Genomic DNA, 25,434 nt, shown 5'->3' on the forward strand with positions numbered 1-25,434 from the left:
TATTATATGTACAGTTGGGAGCGTTCTTTATGGATAAAAAAATAGGTCTTGTTGACCAAATTAAACTCGAAAGTAAATTCTTAAAAAGGGAAGTGACAATCTCAATTTACTTACCTAAAGACTATACAGATCTATATAAACATCATGTGATTATTACATTTGACGGTAGGGACTTTTTCCAATTTGGTCAAATTCATCGCGCATATGAGAAATTAAGAACAAATGATGTGATAGAAAGGGCAATCATTGTCGGTGTTCACTATGAAGATGTAGATAAGAGAAGAACAGAATTTCATCCCGATGGAGAATACCGAAAAGAAACGTCACAATTTGTGGTGAAAGAGCTATGTCCTTATATTGATAAAACATTCTCAACTTTGAAAGTAGGTAATGCAAGAATGTTACTAGGCGATAGTCTAGCAGCAAGTATTGCTTTAATGACATGTTTAGAATACCCGCATCATTTTAGTCAAGCAGGTCTGTTCAGTCCACTGATCAACGATACTGTAATAGAAGCATTTAACAAGTGCTCATCTAAACATCTATTAACAATCAAACATTATATAGGTAAAGAAGAAGATTCTTTCAAACTTATAAGTGGAGATATGGCAGACTTTTTAACACCTAATCGTGCATTCAGTGAACGCGTTAAGCAAGAAGATTTAACATATGAATACACTGAATTAGATGGTGGACATACATGGAAAACATGGAAGCCTGAATTACCAAATATGTTAAGTTACTTTTTAAGTCATCAAAATCAAAAAAATTTGATATAATAATAATGTAGAAAAACAAAGGAGGAAGTATCATTATGAAATTAGGCATCGTACTTATTCCGTCTAAACCATTCCAAGAACAAGTGAATGCTTATCGTAAAAGATATGACAAACACTATGCGTTAATTGCACCACATATTACAATTAAAGAGAAATTTGAAATTGAAGATAGTAAACTAAATGAAGTGAAATCACAATTAGAGGCAACAGCTAAAGCATTTGAACCATTAAATATCCAAGTGTCTAAAGCATCTAGCTTTGCACCTACTAAAAATGTTATTTATTTTAAAGTGACTAAAACGGATGAATTAGAATCTTTATTTAGTAAATTTAATAATGAAGCATTCTATGGTGAGAGTACACATCCATTCGTACCACACTTTACAATTGCACAAGGCCTTTCAAGCCAAGAATTTGAAGATATTTATGGCCAAGTAAGAATGGCTGGTATAGATCATTCAGAAACAATTGATACAATTAAACTTATGAAGCAAAATGAAGACGAAACATGGTCTGAAGAAGCTTCATATACATTAGGATAAATTGAAATTTATCTCATATAAATAAGGAAGGGAGCGGGACAGAAATCTAATTTGTATAAAAAGATTTCGTAGTCCCGCCCCGGCAAGGCTGACTAGAGTTGAAAAAAGCTTGATTCAAGCGCATTTTCAATTCAGTCAGCTACTGCCAAGATGCTAAAAGAGACTGAGACATTATATTATGTCCTAGTCTCTTCCTTTTATTTTATGCTGATTTTCTTTTTCTATAATTAATGATAAAGAATGTGCCATAGAATAATGCTAAGAATAAGAACATAATACTTGAAGCATAAATTGTATAATACACGTCTCTAAATACTTCAGATATTAAGCCTCCTAATACTGGGCCAATCATTGTTCCAAATCCTTGAACACTATTGAATACACCCCATGTTTCTTCTTGTACTTTGTTATGAATTTGACCTGCCATAAATGTATTCCACGCTGGTAAGAGTAATCCATAAATCGTACCAATGAGTAAAGCAATCAATAGAACGATAAATAATTGTGTTAAGACCGTTAAGCCAAATATAAATGAACTATATGCTAAAAATCCTACAAAAATGACAAGATGTGTAAATGCTTTAGAATGTTTATCCATCAATTTAGAAAAGAATAACATCGAAATGGTACATCCAATACCGCCGACAATAAGTAAAAGTGTATATTCTAATGTCGTAACACCCATATGCTTTGTTGCGTATGTTGGCAATATAGGGACCAACATGCCTATTGCAGAACCTTGTAAAAAGATACCTGGAAATAGCAATAAATGTCTTCTTGTCACTTGTACGATTTCGCGTAGTTGTTTTTTGACAGATTTACTTTCATAATTTGTTAATTGTACTTTAACGAAATAGAATAATATCCATGCAATGAGTACACAAAGCGCCATCATAAATGTAAATCGAGTAGGATGTAGTTTAAATAGTAAGTTCATAAAAATCATACCTGATAATAAACCAACTAACCAGCTGAAATAAACATATCCCATTTGTTTACCTCTAGATGCTTCGTCAACACTAGATAACATAATGACCCAAATTGGACTGACCGCGATACCTAATAATATGGCACTTAAAATAAACACGATAGGTGACGGTATAAAAATAATGAGTGCTAAACTTGAAAAAGCTAATATAAATCCACACGTTAATATAACAGTTGGACCAAATCGTTTTAGAAGAAAACCTATTACGAAATTGGTTAATGCATCACTGATGAAATGTAAAGAAATCGCTAAAGAAGTAATACCAACAGTCACTTTAGTAGTGGTTGTTGGTAAAATTGGTAAATAACTTAAAATGTACATTCCTCTCGCAAATTCCATCATAAATAATATGATGAGCATTAACCGAAAATCTTTTTTGTGAAATGTTTTATCTGATGAAGTATTTGGCATACATAGGAACCTTTCCATAAACTTCATTATAAGAAAGTGAATCACTTAATAATGAAAGTAAGTCTTTGCAAATATTTTCTGTTGATTTTTCAATATAGTTTTCTTCAAGTAATTGTGTCATTTCTTTTAGTCTTGATGGTTGGTTCATAAGTGAAATAACAAGTTTAGTCGCTTCTTCTGGTGTGTGTGCTATTTTACCGTATCCTTTTTGTGAGAAATACTCAGCGTTTTCTAACTCTTGTCCAGGTGCTGGATTTAAGAATATCAATGGTAGATGTCTTGAGAATGCTTCAGAAATAGTGATACCACCTGGTTTAGTAATCATAAGTTGGCTTGATGCCATCCATTCATTCATATGTTTCGTATAACCGAGTATCAACACATTATCATTATCTTTAAAATGATGTCTAAGTTCATTTTTCAAGCTTTTACTGTTACCACAAATCATGACAACTTGAGCATCTTTAGCGTACATATCTATTTTACTAATCATCGTTGAGAAACCTGTTGATACACCGAAAGCACCAGCAGACATTAAAATAACTTTCTTGTCTGGATCTAATTTATGTTTCGTTAACCAATGATATCGGTCGATTGGTTGCTCAAATTGTTTCGAAATAGGTATGCCTGTTACTTTGATTGCATCGCTTTCTACACCGATAGATTCAATTTCTTTTTTCAAATCTTTCGTAGCAACATAGTATCTATTTGAGTGTGGTGTTACCCAGTTCTTGTGTAAACGATAGTCCGTCATAACTGTAGCGATAGGTATATTTAAATTGAATTGTTCCGTTAAAACTGATACGACCGGTGTCGGAAAAGTTAACAAAATCAAATCAGGCTTTTCTTTTATAAGTAAATTCAATAATTTATTTAATCCATAGTATTTATAGAAACATTTATCAATTTGTTCAGGTCTACTATAGTAGAAGAACTTATACATATTTCTGAAATACTTAAAGCTGTTTATATACCATTGTTTCGCAATTGAAGTCATAATAGGGTGTGCTTCCAAAAATAAATCATGCTCAATAACAGTTAAATGATTTAAATTCATTTCACCAAATTGTTTCACAATACTATTCGTAACTTGTAAATGACCATTACCGAAAGAACCTGTAATAATCAATAATTTTTTGTTTTGAGAAACCATTAGCCACACTCCGTATTTGTATTTAATTTCTATGATAGTTTAACGCATTTTCGCTATTTTGTGAAAAGATATTGCATATAATTACAAAATTAATATAAAAACTTTATACTATATCAATGTTTTAGTTGGAGATATTTAACAAATTATACGTCATTATGCATGAGATATAGTTAAACTTTTCTGTATCGATTCATACCAATCATATTTAATAATAACAGTAATAAGAATATACCTATGAGTATGATCCAATTTATATAAATATCTGATAAGTGATAGCCTCTTAACATAACATTTTGTATTGTATCACCTGCATAGTATAGTGGCATGATATGTGCGATATATACGAGTACTTTATGCATGCTTTCCACTGGTATGATGCCTGCAAAAAAGACTTGAGGAATCACAACTAAAGGAATAAATTGAATCATTTGAAATTCTGATGATGCGAATGTCGATAACAATAAACCAAGTGTAAGTGCTATAAATGACACGAGTACATTCGTAATAAATACTAATAATATGTTGCCTTCTGTAACCATTTGTAATACATAAATAGCATATAAAACAATCAAAGTTGTTTGTATGATGGCAAATGTACCATAACCAACTATATAACCTAAAATTATTTCATGTTTATTAATAGGTGATGATAAAGTTCTTTCTAAAGTTCCAGATGTTCTTTCTTTGAGTAATGAAATACCTGAAATTAAGAATGTAAAGAAGAATACGAAAAATGCGATTAAAATAGGACTTATTGTATCAAAATAATTTGTATCTTTATCACCATGTAAATAATGCTCTTTGGCATCTAGTTTAGTTATATGATTTGGGTATTTAGCCGAAACTTGAAACTTTTCGGCTGCTGGCAGTTGTTGAGTTATTGACTGAATGATTTTCCCTTGTTGATTAACGACAGATGTCAACTGCTTTGTACTTTGCATGATGACTAATTTATTGATGGTTAACTTTAATTGACTCGTTTTGCTTGGGTCAGTATTTTCGTAAGTTACATCTAGTTTGTTATCGTTTAATGATAGAAAACCATCTAAATGATCCTCTTTAAATTTATGTTTTAAATCTTGTTGATTTGAATACTTTTGAATGTTAATATCTTGTTTTTTGAGGCTTGAAATGATTTGATCGTTTACTTGATATGTACCCACTTTTAGATCAGTTGACTCATCTGAATAATTAAATAAAAAATAAATCAACGTCATGATTAATAACGGTGCAACGAGTAAGAGCATAAGGGTACGTTTATCTCTAATAACTTGTTTTAAAATACGCGTGGCAATATTAATCATGTGCACCATCTCCTAACGCTAAAAAGACATCTTCAATCGTTTTTACATTATATGATGATTTAATTTCATTTGGCGTACCATAAGAAATAATTTGGCCTTCTCTCATTAGTAATAAACGATCGCATTTATCTGCTTCATCTAATACATGTGTTGTGATCAGAATGGTCTTGCCTTCATCTCTAAATTGAAACAAATCATTCCATATCGATTTTCTTAATCTAGGATCGATGCCAACTGTTGGCTCATCTAAAATCAATATGTCTGGATTTTGGATCATACTAATTGCAAGAGATAATCTGCGTTTCATACCTCCAGAAAATGCCTTAACTTTTTTATGTTTTTCATGTGATAAGTTGACAATTTCCAGCGTGCGTTCTATTTGTTCGTTGATGTCCAATTTAAGTGCTTTATGAATATATAATTTCGCAAAGAATTTTAAATTTTCAACAGCGGTTAAATCATCAAACAATGCATCACTTTGAGACATATAACCAATAGACCTTAAAATTTCTCTATTAGGTATACGATTGCCGTTGATCGAGATTGTACCGGAATCCATAGTTGTCATGCCTAAAATACATTTAATCAAAGTCGTCTTGCCAGCACCTGATGGGCCAATTAAACCAGTTATTAAACCAGGTTCAAATTGAGTTGTTACATCTTTTAAAATAACTGCTTTTCCATAAGATTTTGTAATGGATTGAATATCAATCATAAAAGCACCCCTTTATTTAAAAGTAAACGCTCACTCATTTTATAATTGTTTATAGTTATAGTCTAAGCTATAAAATCAACTTAAGAAAGTGTATAATAGACCTATTGAAAATAAAGGAGCAATAACGATGAATGTTAAAACGTTATTAAATAAAATAAAAATTAAACAAACTTACGGTCAAATTGACCAAGAAGTTCATGATATTACGACAGATTCAAGAAATGCTCAAGAAGGCTCTATATTTGTGGCATCAAAAGGTTATACAGTAGATAGTCATAAATTTATACCGAATGTAATAGAGCAAGGATGTAGCGTCATTGTGAGTGACCGTTACGTAGAATTAAATGATGACGTATTATTAATTGTGGTTAAGGATACATTGAAAGTGGCAAGTATCTTTAGTCATGTATTATTTGATTTTCCTAGTCAAAAATTAACGACAATTGGTGTAACTGGCACAAATGGTAAGACGACAATTGCGACAATGATTCATCATTTAACGAGAGGGTTAGGAAAAAATAGTGCTTATTTAGGAACGAACGGTTTTCAAATTAATGAAACAGTTACAAAAGGTGTTAATACGACTCCAGAAACCGTTACTTTAACGAAACATATCGTTGAAGCGGTTGATAAAGAATGTGAGAGTATGACATTTGAAGTTTCAAGTCACGGATTAGTTATCGGCAGACTTCGTGGTTTAGAATTTGATATCGCTATTTTTTCAAATTTAACACAAGATCATTTAGATTTTCATGGTACGATGGAAGCTTACGGACATGCAAAGTCATTATTATTTAGTCAATTAGGTCAAGACTACAGAAAAGACAAATATGTCATATTGAATGCAGATGATCCATATATAAAAGAATTAATACCTGTAACACCATTCGAAATATTTACATATGGTATAGATAACGAAGCAGACTTTATGGCTAAAGATATAGAAGAATCTATCAGCGGTGTTCGTTTTACACTTGAAACACCATTTGGTTCTTACAAAGTACAATCACCTTATTTAGGTAAATTTAATGTCCTTAATTTATTAGCGAGCATTATAAGTTTGTGGGCACAAGGTTATGACTTAAACGACATAACTGAAGATGTTGAAAATATGCCTGCAGTTGAAGGACGTTTAGAAGTATTAGATAGAAACTTACCAATAGATTTAATTATTGATTATGCACATACGCCAGACGGAATGGATAAATTAATAGATGCAGTAAAACCATTTGTAAAACAAAAATTAATATTCTTAGTAGGTATGGCCGGAGAAAGAGACTTAACAAAAACACCAGAAATGGGTAAAATAAGTTGTCGAGCAGATTATGTGATATTCACACCAGATAATCCTGCAAATGATGATCCGAAAATGTTAACAGCAGAATTAGCTAAAGGAGCGACACATAATAATTATGTAGAATTTGAAGATAGAGCAGAAGGCATTAAACATGCAATAGAAATTTCTGAGCCAGGTGATACAGTTGTACTTGCATCTAAAGGGAGAGAACCATATCAAATCATGCCTGGACATATCAAAGTGCCTCATAGAGATGATTTAATCGGTTTAGAGGCAGCATATGAAAAGTATGGAGGAAAGCCAAGTGAAGATTAGAGAAAGTCATTCGCAAAACTTAAATTGTAAAGTTTATATATATGAAAATAAAAAAGAAGAATATTTTGTGATTTCAATTCCGGATTTATTTTGGTCTATTGAAGTAGATTACGATTTATACGGAGAATCTTTAATTGAGCATTTGTACTTGCATTTGTTTAATGTGCTTGATGAAGATGAAGCAAATGAATTAGCAAATAGAATTAGCCAATGGACATCCGAATTATAAGGAGAAATGAATTGTGACGATTAAACAAGAAGTAGAAAGTAGAAAGACATTTGCGATTATATCCCACCCAGATGCTGGTAAAACAACATTAACGGAAAAATTATTACTTTTTGGTGGTGCGATTAGACAAGCAGGTACCGTTAAAGGTAAAAAGACAGGGAAGTTTGCGACAAGTGACTGGATGAAAGTGGAACAAGAACGTGGTATATCTGTTACAAGTTCAGTTATGCAATTTGATTATGATCATTACAATATTAATATATTAGATACACCAGGACACGAAGACTTTTCAGAAGATACGTATAGAACATTAATGGCTGTAGACAGTGCCGTAATGGTAATTGACTGTGCGAAAGGTATCGAACCACAAACATTGAAATTGTTTAAAGTATGTAAAATGAGAGGTATTCCTATTTTTACATTTATCAACAAATTAGACAGAATGGGTAAAGAACCTTTTGAACTTTTAGAAGAAATTGAGAAAACATTAGAAATAGAAACTTATCCTATGAACTGGCCAATTGGAATGGGACAAAATTTCTTCGGAATTATTGATAGATCCGATAAAACAATTGAACCATTCAGAGATGAAGAGAATATTTTACATTTAAATGATGACTATGAATTAGAAGAAGATCATCCAATCAAAAATGATTCACAATTTGCTCAAGCAATTGATGAGTTAATGCTTGTTGATGAAGTAGGTGAGCAATTTGATGAAGAATTATTGTTAGCTGGAGAGTTAACACCAGTATTCTTCGGTTCAGCATTAGCGAATTTCGGTGTACAAAACTTCCTTAATGCGTATGTTGATTATGCACCAATGCCAAGTGGACGCAAGACTGAAGAAGGTGATGTTGTAGATCCGTTCGATCCAGACTTCTCAGGATTTATCTTTAAGATACAAGCAAATATGGATCCAAGACATAGAGATAGAATCGCATTTATGAGAGTTGTGAGTGGTGCATTCGAAAGAGGTATGGATGTGACACTTCAACGTAATAAGAAAAAACAAAAAATTACGCGTTCAACTTCATTTATGGCTGATGATACACAAACTGTAAACCATGCAGTTAGTGGTGATATTATTGGGTTATATGACACTGGAAATTATCAAATAGGTGACACACTTGTAGGTGGAAATCAGAAATTCCATTTTGAATCATTACCACAATTTACGCCTGAAATATTTATGAAAGTTAGCGCTAAAAATGTTATGAAACAAAAGCATTTCCATAAAGGGATTGAACAATTAGTTCAAGAAGGTGCGATTCAACTTTATAAAACGTTGCACACGAATCAAATCATATTAGGTGCAGTTGGACAATTACAATTTGAAGTATTCGAGCATCGTATGAAAAATGAATATAATGTTGATGTTGTTATGGAACAAGTCGGTAAGAAAATAGCAAGATGGATTGAAAATGAAAAAGATATTACAGACAATATGAATTCAAGTCGATCTATTTTAGTTAAAGACCGCTTTGATCAATATGTATTCTTATTTGAAAATGAATTTGCAACAAGATGGTTTGAAGATAAATTCCCAGAAATTAAATTATTTAGTTTGTTATAATGAACAAAACATTGTATAATAACTAAGTAAAACTAAATAGACCTACGACTTTGTCGAAGGGGAGTAACTTTAGAACTTAAAAATTCTAGCATATTATCGTCATTACGAAGCGCAAGTTTCCGGTAATATGGACATCATATAAATGTTAAGTGAGACCTTTGCCTTTTATTAGGCATGGTCTCTTTTGTTTTTTATAAAAAAGAATGGAGTGTGAATAGATGGATCCGAGTTTGTTAATTAGTTACGGCTGGGTATTGATTGTTTTAATTTTTCTTGAAGGATTATTAGCAGCTGATAATGCAGTTGTTATGGCCGTGATGGTCAAACATTTACCAGAAGATTTAAGGAAAAAAGCATTATTCTATGGATTATTAGGTGCATTTGTATTTCGTTTCTTATCATTATTCTTAATTAGTTTCTTAGCTAACTTCTGGCCAATTCAAGCAGCAGGGGCATTGTACTTAATTTATATGTCCATTAAGAATTTGATAGACTTTAGAAAACATAAAGGTGAAGAGCTCAAGACACCAGATGACGTAGAAGCTCAAGATGATTTCCCTGAATCAGAATTTCCTTCAGATGGACATGGTCATCATAAATTGAAAAAGAATTTCTGGTTGACTGTATTAAAAGTAGAATTTGCAGATATCGCATTTGCGATTGATTCAATGTTAGCAGCATTTGCTATCGCAGTGACATTACCAGCAATGGGTATACACTTTGGTGGAATGGACGCTGGTCAATTCGGTGTTATGTTTGTCGGTGGTATGATTGGTGTTATTATTATGCGATTTGCAGCAACATACTTTGTAGAATTATTAAATAAATATCCAAACTTAGAAGCAGCAGCATTTGGTATTGTAGGTTGGGTAGGTATTAAACTGTTTGTTATCGTATTGGCACATGATGAAATTGGTGTATTACCACATGATTTCCCTCATGGCATACTATGGCAATCTATATTCTGGTCAGTATTATTATTACTCGTTATTATTGGCTGGATCACTTCAGTACGTAATAATAAAAAGACAACAAATTAATATTATAAATACAAAACATCCACAAAGTTTATTGTTGACTTTGTGGGTGTTTTTTTATCTTTTTTTAATTGAATAATCCATATTGAATGAATTCGTAAATATATGTAAAAATAGGTGTATAATATTGAGAATTACAATGGTTTTATGTTAATAAATTTAGTATTATATGGCATAATAGATACATTAAGTGTTTAGATTGAGGAGGGCAATAAATGTCACGAAAAAAGCATGTCATTCCTAGAAATGAATATAAGAGACAGCGACGTGAATTTTTTCATAACGAAGAACGTGAAAAAAGAATCGAACAAGAGAAAAAAGAATATGAAATAAAAAAAGCTAATGAACGAGAACTTCAAAAGAAAAACGAATTACGTGTTAAGGAAAATATGCAAAAAGCACGTATTGAAAAATTAACGAAAGAAGAAATTAAAAAGCAAGAAGAAGAATCAAAATCACATCCAACAATTGATTTAGACGATGACCGACTTGCTGAAACACATCAAGAACATAGTGAACAAGATGATGTATTACATAACGATGAAATTCAAACAAACAAAAAAGATAGCATAATAAACTCAGAGGAAGAACCTGAAGAGATTAAATATGAAAAAGTAAGTGAACAAAAACAGGCAGAAACAGATAAAGCCTTTTCTAAAGACAATGACTTTGAAACAAATAAGCAGCTCGGTGCAAGACATGATGAAAAAGTAGAACAAAAATCTCAAAATAAAAATAGTTTTCTTAATACATTTTTAACTAAAATAGAAAAGCATTGGCCAATCATTGCGATTATTTTAGCAATCATATTAATATTTATTTTAGTATGGAGTATATTCCAAAATGTAAATCCTCCTAACGAAAGTAGAAAATCGATTGAAGAAAAACAATCTCAAAAAGGATTCCAAAAGCCTATTACGAATGTTATGGAAGCTGTAGAGAAATCTAAAAACTCAGTAGTAGGTGTATCTCATGAAGATTCAGATGTATCTAGTAAGAAAGAATCTTCAGCGAAGGAAAAAGAAGAAAATAGCGGCGTCGGTTCAGGCGTCGTTTACAAAGTTGAAAATAAAAAAGCATACATAGTAACAAATGCACATGTTGTATCAAGTGATAAAAAACCAATTATTACAGCAGCAAATGGTAAAAAGTATGATGGTAAAGTATTAGGATCAGATCAATGGTCTGATATTGCAGTCTTAACGATTCCAATCGAAAAAACTGAAGATTTTAAACCTATTAAATTTGAGGACTCAGACAATTTAATTTTAGGTGAAACAGCTATTGTAATAGGTAGTCCGTTAGGCGCTGAATTCCAAAATAGTATTTCTACAGGTGTAGTTTCTGGACTAGATAGAAAAGTTCCTGTTGATTTTAATGGCGATGACGAGTATGATTGGGAAATTAAAGCTATTCAAACAGATGCTGCAGTCAACCCTGGTAACTCAGGTGGTCCTGTATTAGACTCACAAGGTAATTTAATCGGTATTGTATCATTGAAAATCGATATGCCTAATGTAGAAGGTATGGCTTTTGCAATTCCATCAAATGACGCTACTGATTACATTAATAAATTAGAGAAAAATGGTAAAATTGAACGTCCAGAATTAGGTATTATGGCTCAAAACTATTCTAAAATGAGTGATAGCGAAAAGTCTCAAATATCTTTACCTGATAAATACAAATCAGGAATGGCAATTACTGGTGTTACTAAAGACGGTAATGCTGACAAGGCAGGCGTTAAATTTAATGATGTAATCGTCGGTATTAACGATACAAAAATTGAAAATAATCTTGAATTTAGAAAAGAATTATATAATAATCATAAAAAAGGCGACAGTGTAAACTTGAAGCTTATTCGAGATGGAAAAGAAATTACGAAAAAATTAACATTGAAATAAAATAGAGGTGACAATTTGTGTCCATTATAAAATACTTTTTTCAAAAAATGACTCCACAACAAGGTATTGTATTATATTATTTGGGCGCAATTATTGTCGCCTTTTTATTATTAAATTTACCTTATGTTGTTAAACCTGGTGTTAAAATTGCACCAGTCGATACATTATTTGTTGCTGTATCTGGTGTCAGTGTAACGGGGTTAACGCCTGTTACAATTGAAGATACGTTTACCATATTTGGACAAGCTATCATCCTGATTATACTTAATATTGGTGGCATAGGTGTAATGGCTATTGGTACATTACTTTGGGTTATTTTAGGTAAACATATCGGTTTACGTGAACGCCAATTAATTATGTTAGATAGTAATTCAAACGCTATGAATGGTGTTGTGAAGTTAATATTAGATATTGTGAGAACAATTTTAATGATTGAAGTTATTGGTGCGATATTGTTATCATTTTACTTCTATAAAGATATTGGATCGGTGAAAGAAGCAATCCATCATGGTATATTTGCATCTATTTCAGCAACTACTAACGGTGGGCTAGATATTACAGGTGAATCATTAGCACCATATGCGAATGATTATTTCGTTCAAACAATCATTATGTTACTTATTATGTTAGGTGCAATCGGCTTCCCTGTATTAATTGAAGTCAAAACATACATGAAAAATACAATTCCAAACTTTAGATTCTCGCTATTCACTAAAATTGCAAGTGCGACATATTTATTTTTATTTTTATTAGGAACAATCGTGATTTATTTATTTGAGTTTTCAAATTCATTTAAAGATGTTTCGTGGCATAAAGCTTTATTCTATGCAATGTTCCAATCATCATCTACAAGAAGTGCTGGACTTTCAACTATAGATTTAAGTCATTTTACTGAAGCGACCAACTTCTTCTTAGGTGGATTAATGTTTATAGGATCTTCACCTAGTTCAGTAGGTGGTGGTATAAGAACAACAACATTTACAATACTTGTCTTATACTTAGTGAACTTTAGTAATGGTCGAACAACTATTAAAGCTTTCAATAGAGAAATACATCCAATTGATATACAAAGATCATTTGCAGTTATTTCACTTGCATTAGCGATTACGTTTGTAGGTGTGTTATCTGTTGTTCGATTTGAAGATGGTAAACATGATTTGTTATCTATATTCTTTGAAACGATGTCAGCGTTCGGGACATGTGGATTATCAATGGGGATTACAGATGGCTTACAATTAGGATCTAAAATCGTCATCATGATGTTGATGTTTATAGGTCGGGTAGGTCTATTATGTTTCGTCGTCATGTTAGGTGGAAAATCAACACCTGATAAATTCCATTATCCTAAAGAACGTATACAAATAGGCTAAATATAAAAAGCAAGCGGCTGGGCCGCTTGCTTTTTCTTATGGCTTAATAGTTGGTATGGTGATTATAAACGTAGTACCTTTAGTCATATTTGTAAATACGCTAATTTCGCCTTCCCAATCTTCAATGAGTTTCTTACTTAAATATAAACCGAGTCCACTACCAGATTCTTTCGTTGTAAAGAAAGGATCGAATATCTTTTGTTGTGTCTCTTTAGACATACCGACACCGTTATCTTTAAATATAATCGTTGCTTGGTTTGCATGTGTATGTTGTAATTGAATTTCAATTTCTGGTTGTTCAACATCTACTAAAGCATCTTTAGCATTTTGAATAAGATTGATGAGAATTTGTTTTAATTGATCTTCTGAAATAAATGCAAAGATAGGGGTATCTGGCAATGTTAAAGCAATTTTAATGTTATGTTGTTCTAGTTCATATTTCAAAAACTGTGAAACTTCTTTAATAGATTGATTAATGTCGACATTCGAATAGGCAAGATTAGTTGGCTTTCCTAAAAATAAAAATTGAGTAACGATATTGTTAATTCTATCTAGTTCTTCTGAAATGATATTAAAGTGATGATCTTGTTTATCTTTATCATATTTCATTCTCGTTAGTTCAATAAATCCATTAATGCTTGTAAGTGGATTTTTAATTTCGTGTGCTGTATTAGCAGCGAGTGTACCAATTAATCTAAGCTTTTCATTATTAGCTTGTTCGATTACTTTTTCATGTTCTAATCGTTCGGATCTATTTTTAAATATAAGTGTCACAATAGATAATAATAAAAATACCACTAAAAATATTAAAAGAATCGGTAAAATAATACGCGTTATAAAATTATACTGTCCGCTAATTGTTAATGAAATAGGTAATTGATCATACATATAATTTATAGATTTAGAATGTTTATATTCTTTTCCAACTTGATAGATTTCAGTTCCATCGATACCATTGACTTGAATATGATATCGTTGAGAAATTAAATTAACTTCATTTTTAAAAGAAGACATATTTATTTCTGATGCGACAATGTAGTCTTTGTTTTGAACTTTTAAATGATTCGTTAATAACAATGTATTGGCATTTTTTAATGAAATATTTTCACTACTTAAACTTGAATTAGCTGTAAAAGGAAAATGAAACTTATATTTGTTAAAATCTTTAAGAGAGGTATAATCAGCCCCTTTTGAGTCATAGACGATTTCTTTCTTGTCATTCAAAATATAAATATGATCAATCCATGTATATCTAATGTGATTATCTTCTAAAAATTGATTAATAAATTTTTCATTACGGCTGTTAGATAAAATAGTCGTTAAAGATTCAGAGATGCTATTTGATTCGTTTATAAATGTATTAATTTTTAAGTTTACAATTTCTTTTGTCGTTTCTAATCTTTGATTCACTCTATTTGTATAATTTTTATTTATAATAAAACCGATAGTTAATGAAATGACTAAAGCGATAGCAAAATTAATGATGATTAATTTATTAAATGATTTCATTATTGCCTCCAAGTTTATTGTTTACTAATAGAGTATATTATGATTAACAATTATTGCCAATACATATTAAATAAATTTTCTATCCAAATGGTCGTAAACTGCCCTAACAGTATTTAAAAATGGTAAAATAAATAAAAAAAGGTGGGGATAGCATTGAATACGAATGAAACCATAACAATTGATTTATTAGCTACTTCTGACTTACATGGACAAATAGGAAAAAGTGGTATTAGTGGTAACATTCTAAAGATGGCCACTTACGTTAAACATAAACGCAAGACCAATCACCATGTCTTATTGTTAGATAATGGTGGTATGTTGTCGGGTTCAATGTTTGCTTTTTATTATGCTCAAATTGCCCCATATAAGAGAAATCCAATGATTAAAGTGATGAATGAAATGCAATTTGATGCAAGTGGCGTGAGCCCTGACGAATTCAACTTTGGCTTAGACTTTTTAAATAAATCTATTGCTTTAAGCAGATTTCCTTGGTTAGCAGCAAATATTGAACATAGTAAGACTCGTGAACCATATTTTACAACACCTTATACAATTAAATATGTAGAAGGTATAAAAATAGGCATCATAGGATTTACATCAAGTGGCCTTATGGAAAATAAAAACGTTGAGTTTGAAGACGAAGTGCTTGTTGGTGAGTCTATGACCACAGCTAAAAAATGGGTGAGATATTTACATGAAAAAGAAAGCCCTGACTTCTTAATTATGTTATACCATGGTGGCTTAAACACATATACAGATAAAAATAATTATAGATCATATTACAGTAATAACGCTGAAAGTATGACGAAAAGTACGGAAGGCGTTAATGTCATTATTACAGGTCATCAAGAACATATCGTCGATCTTAAAGTCGAAGAAACACAGTTTATACAACCAGGTAAAGATGCTACGAATATTGTAGATATGTCTATTCAATTTAAGAAAAGAGCAAACTCAGTAGAAATTATCGATACGTCTATTAAGCACGTAGAAATTTCAAGTTATCCTGAAGATAGAGATTTATTGGAACTAACGTATTTCGACCAAAAAGCTGTCCAACATTGGTCTGAACAGAGCGTTGTTGACGTACCTGTTGTATTAGATTATAAACATTTAACAGACTTATTTATTAAACCGCATAAGTTCATGGAATGTATTCAACAAAGTATGGCAAGAGCATTTAAAGCGTCTGATTTTGTTTGTGCACAAATTGGAAATCCGACAGGAAACGGTTTACGTGGCGAGTTACAAGTTAAAGATGTTTATCAATCATATGTACATACTGATAAACCTGTCAAAATTAATTTATCTGGTGCTGAAATAAAGCGCATTATAGAAAGAACTGCTACAGCACTGTATAAAGAAGGGGACACGGTTCAATATAATGACCATATTTTAGAACCGACACTTATGACTGTATGGAAAGGTTTTGAATATACGATTGATTTGAGTAAACCTGTAGGTAGTAGAGTTAACTTAAATAATATTGATTTAGAAGCTTCTTATTCAGTTATTATGACGGACTATTTATTTAGACACGTTAATAAGATCATTTCTGAATCAACGTATGAGAGAGCGAAGAAGACCGTCATCGAATATATGATTGAAGAACTAACAGAATCAAAAGGTAAATATAATTTAGAACATCATTTTGAAGTATTATAATATAAAAATACCCCTAAAAAGTTAGCATAATTGCTAAAATTTTGGGGGTTGTTTTTATTAAAAGTATTAGCTGAAAATGATAACGAGTATGATGATTGCTGCAATTTGAGCTACATAAGATGTTACGATTCTTTTCGTATAGAAATACAATGTAGATAATATGAGTTGTGCTAAAAATATAAACATAAATATAGCTAAATTATCTAAATATAAAAATAGTGAACTAGATGCAAGGGCACTCACAACGATTGCAATAATAGGTTGTGAAAATTTCAGTTGCAACTGATTTTGTAAAATTGTTCTAATATATAACTCATGACAAGGTATAGCAATAACAATTGTTACAAGCATTTGCCACTTATAAAATACGCCAGCATGCATTAATTCTTTTAATAAGGATGCATATGACAAGCCATTATAAATTTGTGATAATAATAGCTGAAGTAGAACTAATATAATGGCACCAATGAGACCATATCCAATTGATTGAAGTAATCGCTTAGATTTGATGTCACGTTGATAAAAGACATAGCTAATGCCCGCAATCAGCATAATACCAGTATATAAGTACCAGAATACTTCTTTTTCACCTTGCATAATGAATAAAATAATGTGAAAAATAATGAAACTAGATATGAACCATATTAACTGAGGATTAATTTGTCTCTTCACTATTATCCCTCTTCAGAAATTATTGTATAACGCTTATGATTCACTACAGTTTTTTCAGGTAACTCTAAACTTTCAAAGTTATCCATAATTGTGATATCTACGATAACTGAGTTTTCATTAATTTTTTCAACTCTACCTCTTAATCCATCTTGAAACTCTATGATATTTCCAACTTCTGCGATTGTCATCTTATTCCTCCTAAATAATACTATGAAACATTATACTAAATAATACCCAGTTTATAAAGTATTAACAAATATACTCTATTTTAACATAAACATATCATACATATGATTAATCAAACATATGGTACTATATACTTGAGGCTATTTGGGGAGAAAAGAAGGAGGAAATATAATGAAATTTGTAAGTAATAATGGTATTAACGATCCGATGATTAATTTAGCTATGGAGGAATATGTCTTAACTTCTCTTCCTAAAGATGATAGTTATTTCCTTTTCTATATTAATCAACCATCCATTATTGTAGGGAAAAATCAAAATACAATCGAAGAAGTTAACCAAGAGTATGTTGAGAAAAACAACATCAAAGTTGTAAGAAGAATTTCTGGTGGTGGAGCTGTATATCACGATTTAGGTAATTTAAACTTTAGTTTTGTTACAAAAGATGACGAAGACAGTTTCCATAACTTTGCGAAATTTACACAACCAATTGTTGATGCTTTAAATGAAATGGGCGTTAAAGCAGAATTATCTGGTAGAAATGATATACAAGTCGGGGAAAGAAAAATATCAGGTAATGCAATGGTTAAACAAAAAGATCGCATGTTCTCACATGGAACATTGATGTTAAATAGTGAAATCGAAGAGGTTGTAAATGCACTTCGCGTTAACGAAGCAAAAATAAAATCTAAGGGTATTAAATCTATAAGATCACGTGTCGCAAACATACAAGAGTTCTTAGAAGAGCCAATGGATATTGAAACATTTAAACAACGTATACTTACCTCTATCTTCAAACAACAAGGTAGTGAAGATGTTGAAGAGTACCCTTTAACAGATGAAGATTGGGATAACATTAATGAACTAAGTAAAAATAAATACCAAAAATGGGAATGGAATTACGGTAAGAATCCTAAATACAACTTTGAAAGAAGTCATAAATTTGATAGAGGACTTGTCCAAATTAAATTAGATGTTAAAAAAGGTAAAATAGAACACGCAGCAATATTCGGTGATTTCTTTGGTGTCGGCGATGTAAAAGATATTGAAGAAGCATTAATAGGTGTTCAACATCAAAAATCATCCATTCAAGAAGCATTAAAAGATATTGATGTTTATCACTATTTTGGAGATATCGCTAAAGAAGAAATTATTAATTTAATGCTATAAACAAATAAAAGAGACTATTTTTGAATGTTTTCAAAAGTAGTCTCTTATTATGTGTTAAATTTTAAATGACAACTCACGATTGTAAATCCTCCAACTGAATTAATTCTTCACTGTATTGTTCAAATAAAGTATTATTACGATTCGCAAGTGCTTCATCAATTAAAACCATTAATTCTCTTTTACGATTTTCACGTAAAGCAGAGTCAATCACAAGCTCAACTGATAAATCATTTAAGTTATTAACAAAAGTTTCTAAACTCTGGTGCTTAACTTGAGAATATTGTTTCATTTTAAACAACCCCTTGACTTTATTTGTTAAAATTATAGCGTATTTATTTTCTAAATGCAATGAATATTCAGAAATTTTAAAAAGTAAATTTATAATTCGAAATCAGTGATAAACTTACTCTATAAATTCATTATATGTTACTATAATCTAATTTCAAATTATTTTGCTCACAATTCAGAATACGGTTGTGAAAGTTTTGAGTAGTCGAACCATATATATCAAAAATACTAAAGGAGAATCATAATGTATCAATTAAAAAAGTGGGACCATGTACAATTATCAGCACCTAAAGGATCAGAGGATAAAGCACGCTATTTCTATTGTAATCAATTAGGGTTTAAAGAAGTAGAAAAGCCTGAGTCATTGAGAGGTAATGGAGGCGTTTGGTTTAATATTAATCAAATTGATTTGCATATTGGTATTGAAGAAGAATTCGAACCATTAAAAAAGGCGCATCCAGCTATTAATGTTGGAAATCTAGAAGATTTAAAAGAACATTTAACGAATGAAAAAATAGAGTTTAAAGCAGATAATCGTTTTCCAGGCGCAAATAGAATCCATTTATTAGATCCTTTTGGAAATCGATTAGAATTTATAGAAAAACAATAGAATTTATTCCAAAAAGTATTGACTTCCATTTAAATATAGATTATATTTTATGTAATTACAATAAATGTAAATCCATTCGTTATAATTACATAAAATTTGAAAGGAGAATATTATGAGTAAATACGTAATTAAACAAAATACGATGTACATTAGAGGAGTTAAAGTAGACGATCACACCATTCATACTGAGGTGTCTGAAGCGGGTAGAGAACCATTCATCGTTAAACAGAAGCCTCAAGAAATTATGAATCAGTCATGTCGCTTTTATGGCGAACACTTCAATGAAAGAAAGCTTTTTACAAAAAGGCTTACCAGAATTACAAGCAAACCCCCGATTTTAGTATCCGCAGTAACATCCACTTATTTTTTCTGCACAGGTTCCGAAAGGTCAATAGACAACACATGGATAAATATACTCTATGTTAAAGATTTCAAAGAATATAATGGTAATAAGACCAAGATGTTTTTAGAGCAAGATCAAAGCCTCGTTTTTCCAATTTCCTACCACGTTATTAATCACCAATACTTAAACTGTTTATGTTTGTACTATAGAAATCACCGTAATAATATCTTTATTAAGCAGCTAAATACACCAAATATAGATTTAACTCAAGATGGGTATAGTGTACTTGATGTTATTAAGATGTATTTGAAAAATCAACATTAGCATACGAATATAAATATTAACGGAACAAGTGCAACTAAAGTGTAAATGTTCCGTTAATTTTTTTAGGTTTTCTCTTGAAAATATTACGATGCTTGATATAATAGTATTTGTGCTTGATAAAAATTTAATTATTCCACAGTAGCTCAGTGGTAGAGCTATCGGCTGTTAACCGATCGGTCGTAGGTTCGAGTCCTACCTGTGGAGCCATGGAGATGTACTCAAGTTGGCTGAAGAGGCGCCCCTGCTAAGGGTGTAGGTCGTTCTGCGGCGCGAGGGTTCGAATCCCTCCATCTCCGCTCAGATTAATTAATCACGTATAGTGAAAAGAAAAAACCTTGATAACTCAAGGTTTTTTCTTTTTTTATTTAGGCGAATTTAATATTTTTGGTCACAACGTGACTATATATGAATATCCAAAAGCTCACCTAAATGAAATAGGTGGGCTTTTTTTAGTTTGAGATCGTGGTTGATATTTACTACAATCTTAAATGCGATATTTGATATTTTTCTACATTATTGTATGTAAATCATTTGTGGGAGTTTAACAAGTCAAAAACCTGATGGTGCCATTTGTATTTAATAATTAATTAAGAAATAGTTAATGGTTTTATATTACTCATTCTGTAAAATATACATATACTTTATAGATAGGAGAATACATATGCAATTATCAAAAAAATTACTATTAGCATTTACATCATTAGGATTGGCACTAACAGGTTCGATAGGAGAGGCTGATGCTAAACAAGCTGAACAAACTCAGGTAAAATACAATGCCTATGATTACAAGAAATCATTAGATGAAAAGGTTATGGCAGCTAAACAAGCTGTAAATAAGCTGAAACGCGATAAAACGATTAAAAGCCATAGAGTTGCTCAAAGAGCAGTAAATAGAATCCATGAAACGGCTGGTAAATCGTATGCTGCAGAAAAGAAAAAATTGCAAAAAGAAATAGACATTGTACTCAAAAATAATTACTTAAGATAATATGAAATTTCTTTCACACTTTCATCTTACTAGTTTATTTATTTATTATGTTTTTATATATCTATGTGTGAGAGTTAAATATACATTAAGTTGATTGGCGAGATAATTGTCGTATTCAAGATAATGACCCACTTTAATTAGTGGGTCTTTTTTATAGGCGAATTTAATAATCTTAATCATAACGTAACTATATATGAATATCCAAAAGCTCACCTAAATGAAATAGGTGGTTTTTTTAATTTGAGATCGTGGTTGATGTCGATCTCAATGTTTAATAGCTTTTTTCTTTATTGTAAGAATTTTGAAAAAATTATATAATATAGTAAAAAGTGAATAAGTGAGATATAAGGTTGAAGAAATACGAAATGATTCTAGACACTTATATGCCACTTAAAGATGCTGCTGAAGTATTTCAAAAAATAGCTGAAAGAAAAAAAGAACAACTAAAACAACGACATATAAAAAGAGAAAAAAGCTAGAATACTAGAAGAGTTAATTAGAAAAAGGAGGTAATGAGTAATGTTAGTTTTAAAATTAGTAAGTAAAGACGAAAAAAGCGTGACTTATGATTATTATCCCGAAAACGAAAAAGTATCAGGGAGAATTACTATAAGTATAGAGGATTGTGAAATACTCTATGCAAAAAAATCGGAATATGATCAAGATACAAGTAACTATTTAGGGCATGCGATTTATAGAATTGAGAAATATATTAAAAATAATGAGTTTCCTGAAAACGATCTTGTAGCATGGGGGTAAGTTATGAAATTATGGACTTATGTGGGAAAAAAGGTACGAATAGAATTGACGAATGGAAATCAATTTATTGGTGAAGTTACAAATTACGATGATGAAGTAGTTAATGACAGTGGAGAACCTTCTATACATTTCGCTACTGAAACTTACTTATATGACTTTGATGAAAGTGAAATAAAGTCGATTGAAATTTTAGATTAAGCACCTAACAAAGAATTAATGGTTAAGGAGCTGTTTTTAGTCAATTTTTTAGCTATCACAGTGTTGTGATAGCTAGTTTTTATGTAAAAATTTTTTTGAAGATATTATAAGAATTTATGGAAAATAAACTTGAAAGATTTGAAAAAGAATATTTATTTTAAAAATTTTGCTATTTTATCTTACCATTTTTATTTTGTTTGCTAGGATCGAATACAGTTGAAACGAAAAGTGTGATTAATATAGTAAAAATCAACATGCTAATGACAGCTAGTATTCTAGCGATAGGATTTTCTTTATATATAACAACATAGAATCCTTGAATGAAAAAATAAAGATATATAGGTATTAATGCAACTAAGATATTTTTCATGTTAGTCATTATTTAGTACACCTCATTTATTATTAGTTCTCTGTTTTTCTTTTGCTTTAAAATATATTAAGTTTAGTATGATAAATATAATGATAAATATGCTATAAACTCTTGAATAACTTTCTTTAATTTGGATGACATTAAATATGACAAATAAATTGAAAATAAAGAATAAAAGTATAACGATAAATAATAGATTAAGAGCATAATTTTTCATGATACCAATCCTTATTGTCTAATATATATTTAAACTTTAAAATTTAATTATTTAAGATAATATGAAATGAGTCAATTTATTATACGCTTCTTTGATATTTTAAAAATTTTTCACGCTTACTTAAGTTGCTTTTTGATTTGCGAAATGAAACTTGAAATTGAGATAACAATTCCTGTTGTTAAAATGAATAAAATAACTACGACAAATGATTTTAAAATCATTGAGTTGCTATATAATAATGCATGGATAAATTGAGCGTAGATTATAATACAAATTGGTAAAATACCCGCAAAAATACCTACAGATAAATTATTATCTTTTTGTTCTATCACTATTAATCACCCCTTGCGTAATAATGAAGTAATTTATGTCGAAAGTTAAATATATTTGATATAAAACTAACACATTCTTTATAGGTTTATACTTTTATATATTTTTAAAATAAAATTTAATGCAATCTAAAACTGGGTAAAAAAATATAACCTTAACTTATATTGCATAGTAAGATAGGGTCTTTATTTTTATGAATTATTAATTAGTTATAAAACTAAAAAATATCATTATCTATCTTTGGCATGTTAAATGGCTATTTTTATAGTAATTAATAAAGTCACAGTCTTTAAGATGGCTCATAGGACAACGTGTTATATAACGTTGTAATTCAATTATATAATATCATAATTTAGAATATTTTGTCTATTATGGTCGTAAATGTATATAACAAATACTGGTAATTTGGTATAATATAACAGAGCAAGTTGGATAGATGGTGGCCAATCTTAGTATAAAGTGAGGTGATGCTTATGAAAGTATCAACTAAATCTTTAGAAAGGAGAAGCTTCTAATGGTTCCGATTAGCGAAGCGCTAAACTTAATGTTTAGTTTCGGTAGTTTTATCGTACTATTATTGGGTTTAGTGATCGCGATTGTTAAATTGAACCAAAAAAATAAACCATCTCTTACAACTTTTGACTAGTTTGAGATGATTTATTCTATCATTTATAAATACGGTCACCGTCTTTAAAACGGGCTCATGGGGCAACGTGTTGGAGCACGTTGTCCTTTTTTCAATTGGATTATAACATAATTTGGTAGAATTTGTCTATTTTGTAGTCGGATTATTACGTGTGACTTTCACGATATCAGTTGAATATTTTATCTAGATTTTCATTGTAAAATTTCAAAGCATTTTTATATTCGTGAATCTCAGTATTATCATCATTTGTTAGCAATGTATCAATTAATAGTGAAACAGACTCTTGATTATTATTCATATTATATTGTGTAATAGCAAGGAATATTTTTAATACAGGGCTGTCTTCAAATTTTGTTAATCCTTCATTTAAAATCTGCTTAGCTTCTTTGTATTTGCCAATACTTCTATAAGTGCTTCCTAAACCTATATAAGCATCTTTTAGATATATTAGTTCTAAATTGTTATTAATAGCTTTATGATAATAATTAATAGCCTCGTGTTCGATTCCTAAATTATCTAGACACCATGCCATTTGATAATTGTAATATGCATTGTTAGGATCCTTACTTAATATATCTTCCATTTTTTCTTTTGCTTTTATATATTCTTTCTTTGATCTTAATTCGATAACTTCGTCTATCGTATGCGTCATCATAACCCCTCCAATAAGATAATATTACACTATCTATTTAATCTTATCCATACACTTTATTATATCCAATTTATGTAAAATATATTTACAAATTACAACCAATAATTATAATAAATAAAAAGAGCTAATTTTCGTTTTATAGAAAGGAGAAGGAAAGTTGAAAAGGAAAATAAATAAAACGGGAATTGTAGTATGTCTTATTTATTGTTTTGTTATGTATTTTATATTAAGTAAGTATGATCAGCACGTTGGCAACCATGAAAATAATACACACTATGTATTATTACCAATAGGTGTAGTAATAATAAAAATTATTTTTGAATATATCATTAAGAAAGATATTTTTGATAAAGAACAAAAGTAAAAAAAATAAACCATCTCTTACAACTTTAGACTAGTTTGAGATGATTTATTTATTAAATAAGGTCACCGTCTTTAATACGGACTTATCGGGTAACGTGTTATTGCACGTTGTTTTCTCATTAAATTCCTTAGAAAGGAGAAGGCTATAGTGGTCCCGATTGGTGACGCACTAAACTTAATGTTTAGTTTCAGTACTTTTGATGTACTATTATTGGGTTTAGTAATCGCAATTGTAAAAATGAACCAAAAAAATAAACCATCTCTAACAACTTTTGACTAAATAAAGAAGGTTTATTAAAAATTAGCCATCGTCTTTATAACGGGCTTATCGGACAACGTGTAGCAGCACGTTGTCCTTTTTCAAAGAAATTATAACACAATTTGGCAATATTTGTCTATTGTGAAAAATTAATGATTAAGGGATGTATTTGATATGAAAAAAGTGTCAAGAGTATTAACAATTATTAATATTATTACAAATATTGTAGGAACGGTATTGATATTAGCAGGAATGATTAAACGTTTAAAAT

Annotated in this window: 29 protein-coding genes and 2 tRNA genes; 20 read left to right on the plus strand and 11 right to left on the minus strand. The window is 30.3% G+C overall.

Annotated features, from left to right (window positions below):
• The first annotated feature begins 29 nt into the window (after positions 1–29).
• Together LQ673_RS01495 and LQ673_RS01500 are read left to right on the plus strand one after the other, a co-directional pair.
• Entirely contained in the window at positions 30–779 is a 750-nt protein-coding gene (locus tag LQ673_RS01495) for an alpha/beta hydrolase-fold protein (RefSeq protein WP_191835749.1), read from the plus strand.
• A 35-nt stretch (positions 780–814) separates the two neighbouring features.
• Positions 815–1,321, plus strand: a complete 507-nt coding sequence (locus LQ673_RS01500) for a YjcG family protein (RefSeq protein WP_191835750.1) — start codon at positions 815–817, stop codon at positions 1,319–1,321.
• Between the two features lie 202 nt (positions 1,322–1,523).
• On the opposite strand, the gene ltaA is transcribed toward LQ673_RS01500, so the two are convergent.
• From ltaA to LQ673_RS01520, 4 genes are all read right to left on the minus strand, one after another.
• A complete protein-coding gene (gene ltaA / locus LQ673_RS01505) occupies positions 1,524–2,720 on the minus strand; it encodes a lipoteichoic acid biosynthesis MFS flippase LtaA (protein WP_191835751.1) in 1,197 nt (398 codons plus the stop codon).
• Positions 2,698–3,873 (minus strand): diglucosyl diacylglycerol synthase, encoded by a 1,176-nt coding sequence (locus LQ673_RS01510; protein WP_037588893.1) that lies wholly within the window; start codon positions 3,871–3,873, stop codon positions 2,698–2,700. Before LQ673_RS01510 ends, ltaA begins: the two co-directional genes overlap by 23 nt.
• A 170-nt stretch (positions 3,874–4,043) precedes the next feature.
• Entirely contained in the window at positions 4,044–5,177 is a 1,134-nt protein-coding gene (locus LQ673_RS01515; RefSeq protein WP_191835752.1) for an ABC transporter permease, read from the minus strand.
• A complete protein-coding gene (locus tag LQ673_RS01520) occupies positions 5,170–5,892 on the minus strand; it encodes an ABC transporter ATP-binding protein (protein WP_107565915.1) in 723 nt (240 codons plus the stop codon). Before LQ673_RS01520 ends, LQ673_RS01515 begins: the two co-directional genes overlap by 8 nt.
• Before the next feature lie 127 nt (positions 5,893–6,019).
• On the opposite strand from LQ673_RS01520, the gene LQ673_RS01525 reads away from it, so the two are divergent.
• From LQ673_RS01525 to LQ673_RS01550, 6 genes are all read left to right on the plus strand, one after another.
• Positions 6,020–7,504, plus strand: a complete 1,485-nt coding sequence (locus LQ673_RS01525; protein WP_239704678.1) for a UDP-N-acetylmuramoyl-L-alanyl-D-glutamate--L-lysine ligase — start codon at positions 6,020–6,022, stop codon at positions 7,502–7,504.
• A complete protein-coding gene (locus LQ673_RS01530) occupies positions 7,494–7,733 on the plus strand; it encodes a YueH family protein (protein WP_025905650.1) in 240 nt (79 codons plus the stop codon). Before LQ673_RS01525 ends, LQ673_RS01530 begins: the two co-directional genes overlap by 11 nt.
• Positions 7,734–7,746: 13 nt before the next feature.
• Positions 7,747–9,309, plus strand: a complete 1,563-nt coding sequence (locus LQ673_RS01535; RefSeq protein ID WP_037588898.1) for a peptide chain release factor 3 — start codon at positions 7,747–7,749, stop codon at positions 9,307–9,309.
• Positions 9,310–9,527: 218 nt separating this feature from the next.
• Positions 9,528–10,349, plus strand: a complete 822-nt coding sequence (locus LQ673_RS01540) for a TerC family protein (RefSeq protein ID WP_037588899.1) — start codon at positions 9,528–9,530, stop codon at positions 10,347–10,349.
• Between the two features lie 212 nt (positions 10,350–10,561).
• Complete coding sequence (locus LQ673_RS01545) at positions 10,562–12,247, plus strand: S1C family serine protease (protein ID WP_191835753.1); 1,686 nt, start codon at positions 10,562–10,564, stop codon at positions 12,245–12,247.
• Positions 12,248–12,264: 17 nt separating this feature from the next.
• A complete protein-coding gene (locus LQ673_RS01550) occupies positions 12,265–13,617 on the plus strand; it encodes a TrkH family potassium uptake protein (protein ID WP_239704676.1) in 1,353 nt (450 codons plus the stop codon).
• A gap of 36 nt (positions 13,618–13,653) precedes the next feature.
• Here LQ673_RS01550 and LQ673_RS01555 read toward each other — a convergent pair whose 3' ends face one another.
• Positions 13,654–15,126 (minus strand): ATP-binding protein, encoded by a 1,473-nt coding sequence (locus LQ673_RS01555; RefSeq protein WP_191835754.1) that lies wholly within the window; start codon positions 15,124–15,126, stop codon positions 13,654–13,656.
• Positions 15,127–15,279: 153 nt separating this feature from the next.
• Between LQ673_RS01555 and LQ673_RS01560 the strand changes: the two genes are divergently transcribed.
• Positions 15,280–16,791 (plus strand): bifunctional metallophosphatase/5'-nucleotidase, encoded by a 1,512-nt coding sequence (locus LQ673_RS01560; RefSeq protein WP_191835755.1) that lies wholly within the window; start codon positions 15,280–15,282, stop codon positions 16,789–16,791.
• Positions 16,792–16,857: 66 nt separating this feature from the next.
• On the opposite strand, the gene LQ673_RS01565 is transcribed toward LQ673_RS01560, so the two are convergent.
• Entirely contained in the window at positions 16,858–17,463 is a 606-nt protein-coding gene (locus LQ673_RS01565; protein ID WP_025905643.1) for a CPBP family glutamic-type intramembrane protease, read from the minus strand.
• A gap of 2 nt (positions 17,464–17,465) precedes the next feature.
• Entirely contained in the window at positions 17,466–17,651 is a 186-nt protein-coding gene (locus LQ673_RS01570; RefSeq protein WP_025905642.1) for a YkvS family protein, read from the minus strand.
• A 169-nt stretch (positions 17,652–17,820) separates the two neighbouring features.
• Between LQ673_RS01570 and lplA the strand changes: the two genes are divergently transcribed.
• Positions 17,821–18,816, plus strand: a complete 996-nt coding sequence (gene lplA, locus LQ673_RS01575; RefSeq protein WP_239744990.1) for a lipoate--protein ligase — start codon at positions 17,821–17,823, stop codon at positions 18,814–18,816.
• A gap of 73 nt (positions 18,817–18,889) precedes the next feature.
• On the opposite strand, the gene LQ673_RS01580 is transcribed toward lplA, so the two are convergent.
• Positions 18,890–19,105 (minus strand): IDEAL domain-containing protein, encoded by a 216-nt coding sequence (locus tag LQ673_RS01580; RefSeq protein WP_016911637.1) that lies wholly within the window; start codon positions 19,103–19,105, stop codon positions 18,890–18,892.
• Between the two features lie 243 nt (positions 19,106–19,348).
• Here LQ673_RS01580 and LQ673_RS01585 point away from each other — a divergent pair, with 243 nt between their 5' ends.
• From LQ673_RS01585 to LQ673_RS01615, 8 genes are all read left to right on the plus strand, one after another.
• Positions 19,349–19,714 (plus strand): VOC family protein, encoded by a 366-nt coding sequence (locus tag LQ673_RS01585; protein WP_191835757.1) that lies wholly within the window; start codon positions 19,349–19,351, stop codon positions 19,712–19,714.
• A gap of 112 nt (positions 19,715–19,826) precedes the next feature.
• On the plus strand, positions 19,827–20,381 hold the full coding sequence (locus LQ673_RS01590; RefSeq protein ID WP_191835758.1) for a competence protein ComK: 555 nt from the start codon (positions 19,827–19,829) through the stop codon (positions 20,379–20,381).
• A gap of 132 nt (positions 20,382–20,513) precedes the next feature.
• A tRNA-Asn gene (locus LQ673_RS01595) sits at positions 20,514–20,588 on the plus strand.
• A 1-nt stretch (position 20,589) separates the two neighbouring features.
• Positions 20,590–20,677: transfer RNA gene (locus LQ673_RS01600), tRNA-Ser, on the plus strand.
• A 365-nt stretch (positions 20,678–21,042) separates the two neighbouring features.
• Complete coding sequence (locus LQ673_RS01605; protein ID WP_191835818.1) at positions 21,043–21,369, plus strand: fibrinogen-binding protein; 327 nt, start codon at positions 21,043–21,045, stop codon at positions 21,367–21,369.
• Between the two features lie 350 nt (positions 21,370–21,719).
• Positions 21,720–21,848, plus strand: coding sequence for a hypothetical protein (locus LQ673_RS14770; protein ID WP_262405058.1), 129 nt, complete (start codon positions 21,720–21,722; stop codon positions 21,846–21,848).
• Between the two features lie 40 nt (positions 21,849–21,888).
• Positions 21,889–22,128, plus strand: a complete 240-nt coding sequence (locus tag LQ673_RS01610; RefSeq protein WP_191835819.1) for a hypothetical protein — start codon at positions 21,889–21,891, stop codon at positions 22,126–22,128.
• Positions 22,129–22,131: 3 nt separating this feature from the next.
• The gene (locus LQ673_RS01615; RefSeq protein ID WP_191835820.1) at positions 22,132–22,326 is read left to right on the plus strand and encodes an LSM domain protein; all 195 of its coding nucleotides are present in this window, start codon (positions 22,132–22,134) and stop codon (positions 22,324–22,326) included.
• Positions 22,327–22,495: 169 nt separating this feature from the next.
• On the opposite strand, the gene LQ673_RS01620 is transcribed toward LQ673_RS01615, so the two are convergent.
• Positions 22,496–22,705 carry a hypothetical protein gene (locus LQ673_RS01620; protein WP_126477171.1) on the minus strand — a complete coding sequence of 70 codons (210 nt, stop codon included), beginning with the start codon at positions 22,703–22,705 and terminating at the stop codon, positions 22,496–22,498.
• A gap of 324 nt (positions 22,706–23,029) precedes the next feature.
• Entirely contained in the window at positions 23,030–23,245 is a 216-nt protein-coding gene (locus tag LQ673_RS01625) for a hypothetical protein (protein ID WP_037588914.1), read from the minus strand.
• Positions 23,246–23,757: 512 nt separating this feature from the next.
• Between LQ673_RS01625 and LQ673_RS01630 the strand changes: the two genes are divergently transcribed.
• On the plus strand, positions 23,758–23,889 hold the full coding sequence (locus LQ673_RS01630; protein ID WP_191836728.1) for a putative holin-like toxin: 132 nt from the start codon (positions 23,758–23,760) through the stop codon (positions 23,887–23,889).
• Positions 23,890–24,055: 166 nt separating this feature from the next.
• On the opposite strand, the gene LQ673_RS01635 is transcribed toward LQ673_RS01630, so the two are convergent.
• Positions 24,056–24,541, minus strand: coding sequence for a tetratricopeptide repeat protein (locus LQ673_RS01635; RefSeq protein ID WP_191836727.1), 486 nt, complete (start codon positions 24,539–24,541; stop codon positions 24,056–24,058).
• A gap of 511 nt (positions 24,542–25,052) precedes the next feature.
• On the opposite strand from LQ673_RS01635, the gene LQ673_RS01640 reads away from it, so the two are divergent.
• On the plus strand, positions 25,053–25,184 hold the full coding sequence (locus tag LQ673_RS01640) for a putative holin-like toxin (RefSeq protein WP_239704675.1): 132 nt from the start codon (positions 25,053–25,055) through the stop codon (positions 25,182–25,184).
• The last annotated feature ends 250 nt before the right edge of the window (positions 25,185–25,434 follow it).

This window comes from Mammaliicoccus sp. O-M54, assembly GCF_022386035.1.
Taxonomy (GTDB): Bacteria; Bacillota; Bacilli; order Staphylococcales; family Staphylococcaceae; genus Mammaliicoccus; species Mammaliicoccus sciuri_A.

Excerpts from the sequence above, each read along its gene's own strand:
- lplA (WP_239744990.1), top strand. The coding sequence starts at position 17,821 with ATGAAATTTGTAAGTAATAATGGTATTAACGATCCGATGATTAATTTA.
- LQ673_RS01545 (WP_191835753.1), top strand. The coding sequence starts at position 10,562 with ATGTCACGAAAAAAGCATGTCATTCCTAGAAATGAATATAAGAGACAG.
- LQ673_RS01635 (WP_191836727.1), bottom strand. The coding sequence starts at position 24,541 with ATGACGCATACGATAGACGAAGTTATCGAATTAAGATCAAAGAAAGAA.
- LQ673_RS01515 (WP_191835752.1), bottom strand. The coding sequence starts at position 5,177 with ATGATTAATATTGCCACGCGTATTTTAAAACAAGTTATTAGAGATAAA.
- LQ673_RS01630 (WP_191836728.1), top strand. The coding sequence starts at position 23,758 with ATGGTTCCGATTAGCGAAGCGCTAAACTTAATGTTTAGTTTCGGTAGT.
- LQ673_RS01525 (WP_239704678.1), top strand. The coding sequence starts at position 6,020 with ATGAATGTTAAAACGTTATTAAATAAAATAAAAATTAAACAAACTTAC.
- ltaA (WP_191835751.1), bottom strand. The coding sequence starts at position 2,720 with ATGCCAAATACTTCATCAGATAAAACATTTCACAAAAAAGATTTTCGG.
- LQ673_RS01510 (WP_037588893.1), bottom strand. The coding sequence starts at position 3,873 with ATGGTTTCTCAAAACAAAAAATTATTGATTATTACAGGTTCTTTCGGT.
- LQ673_RS01500 (WP_191835750.1), top strand. The coding sequence starts at position 815 with ATGAAATTAGGCATCGTACTTATTCCGTCTAAACCATTCCAAGAACAA.
- LQ673_RS01605 (WP_191835818.1), top strand. The coding sequence starts at position 21,043 with ATGCAATTATCAAAAAAATTACTATTAGCATTTACATCATTAGGATTG.
- LQ673_RS01540 (WP_037588899.1), top strand. The coding sequence starts at position 9,528 with ATGGATCCGAGTTTGTTAATTAGTTACGGCTGGGTATTGATTGTTTTA.
- LQ673_RS01555 (WP_191835754.1), bottom strand. The coding sequence starts at position 15,126 with ATGAAATCATTTAATAAATTAATCATCATTAATTTTGCTATCGCTTTA.
- LQ673_RS01620 (WP_126477171.1), bottom strand. The coding sequence starts at position 22,705 with ATGACTAACATGAAAAATATCTTAGTTGCATTAATACCTATATATCTT.
- LQ673_RS01570 (WP_025905642.1), bottom strand. The coding sequence starts at position 17,651 with ATGACAATCGCAGAAGTTGGAAATATCATAGAGTTTCAAGATGGATTA.
- LQ673_RS01585 (WP_191835757.1), top strand. The coding sequence starts at position 19,349 with ATGTATCAATTAAAAAAGTGGGACCATGTACAATTATCAGCACCTAAA.
- LQ673_RS01615 (WP_191835820.1), top strand. The coding sequence starts at position 22,132 with ATGAAATTATGGACTTATGTGGGAAAAAAGGTACGAATAGAATTGACG.
- LQ673_RS01520 (WP_107565915.1), bottom strand. The coding sequence starts at position 5,892 with ATGATTGATATTCAATCCATTACAAAATCTTATGGAAAAGCAGTTATT.
- LQ673_RS01495 (WP_191835749.1), top strand. The coding sequence starts at position 30 with ATGGATAAAAAAATAGGTCTTGTTGACCAAATTAAACTCGAAAGTAAA.
- LQ673_RS01580 (WP_016911637.1), bottom strand. The coding sequence starts at position 19,105 with ATGAAACAATATTCTCAAGTTAAGCACCAGAGTTTAGAAACTTTTGTT.
- LQ673_RS01590 (WP_191835758.1), top strand. The coding sequence starts at position 19,827 with ATGAGTAAATACGTAATTAAACAAAATACGATGTACATTAGAGGAGTT.
- LQ673_RS01610 (WP_191835819.1), top strand. The coding sequence starts at position 21,889 with ATGTTAGTTTTAAAATTAGTAAGTAAAGACGAAAAAAGCGTGACTTAT.